The sequence below is a fragment of the Streptococcus sp. 1559 genome, assembly GCF_013276735.1.
Classification (GTDB): Bacteria; Bacillota; Bacilli; order Lactobacillales; family Streptococcaceae; genus Streptococcus; species Streptococcus pseudopneumoniae.
The window spans coordinates 1-1,285 of sequence record NZ_VMLO01000129.1; the positions used below are offsets into that span (position 1 = coordinate 1).

Here is a 1,285-nt window from a genome sequence, read left to right on the forward strand (position 1 = left end):
TTTGTGGAGTGGTTCAAAATGCAACTCCTACCTGCTTTGAAAACACCTCATGTTATTATCATGGACAATGCTAGTTTTGATCCCAAGAACATTTTGGATGAACTCTGCATCCAAGATAAACACTTTTTCTTACCTCTACCGCCATATTCACCGGATTTGAATCCTATTGAGCAAGCTTGGGCTATCTTGAAAAAGAAAGTAACAGATTTATTAAGGGAAGTCCCAACTATTTTTGAATGTTTGGAACGCTTTTTTAAAACTAAATAACTATATAATAAAAAATAAGGGGACACGAAATGGACACCAAAGCTAAAAAGTTCACACTTGCAACGATTTCAGCTCTATCACTTCTTGGGGTAGGAATTGTTACATCACAATCAGTAGCCACTAATGATAGGCTGGTTTCCACTCAAGCAATCAATGGTCAATCCTACAATATCTTAAACTCTTAGGTCACTAGTACTTCTTCTGGTACTACTCTAGTTGGGATTGAAGGGACTTTCTTAACGCCATATAAACAGGCTATCTTAGACCGTATCAATGCCATTCGAAAAGAAACAACAGACGAAGGTCTAGTTACTAGCTATGTTCCTATCAAATGGTCAACTGCACTAGAAAAAACAACCTTCATTCGTGCAGCAGAAGCTTCGATCACCATTAATCACACACGCTTGTCTAGTAAGGACATTTGGAGCCCCTGGTCTTCAGGAAATTTCTCACTAGCAGAAAACTTGGCTTGGAACTATGACGGATTTATGACAGCTATTAATCAATGGTATGAGGAAAAAGCCGATTATGTTAATACTAAACTAAAATCAAAAAGTATTATATAATAGTAATATGAAATCAACTAAAGAAGAAATCCAAACAATCAAAACACTTTTAAAAGACTCTAGTACAGCTAAATATCATAAACGCCTTCAAATCGTTCTATTTCGTCTGATGGGTAAATCTTATAAAGAGATTATAGAGCTTTTAGACTGTAATCAAACAACGATTTGGCCAACTGTAAAAAAATATGAGGAGTTCGGACTCGACTCTCTCCTTCAAGAAACACGTGGTGGTCGTAACCATGCATATATGACAATTGAGGAAGAGAAAGCCTTTCTTGCCCGTCATTTGAAGGCTGCAGAGGCAGGAGAATTTGTTACAATTGATGCCTTATTTCAGGCTTATACCAAGGAGTTAGCTCCTTCCTACACCCGTGATGCCTTTTATCAACTCTTGAAGTGCCATGGTTGGCGAAATATTTGGCCACCTCCCGACCATCCCCAGAAAGCAGACG

At 38.1% G+C, this 1,285-nt stretch carries 2 protein-coding genes and 1 pseudogene; all 3 read left to right on the forward strand.

Features of this window, described 5'->3' with window-relative positions:
• A pseudogene (locus HT688_RS11295) lies at nucleotides 1-267 on the forward strand (IS630 family transposase); the annotation flags it as partial.
• A 29-nt stretch (nucleotides 268-296) separates the two neighbouring features.
• Nucleotides 297-452, forward strand: coding sequence for a hypothetical protein (locus HT688_RS11950; RefSeq protein WP_000379812.1), 156 nt, complete (start codon nucleotides 297-299; stop codon nucleotides 450-452).
• Between the two features lie 388 nt (nucleotides 453-840).
• The coding region (locus HT688_RS11305; RefSeq protein ID WP_172923806.1) for a helix-turn-helix domain-containing protein at nucleotides 841-1,285 on the forward strand (445 nt) is incomplete at its 3' end.

What these genes read in the sequence shown, in the direction of transcription:
- HT688_RS11950 (WP_000379812.1), top strand. Translation starts at nt 297, where the DNA reads ATGGACACCAAAGCTAAAAAGTTCACACTTGCAACGATTTCAGCTCTA.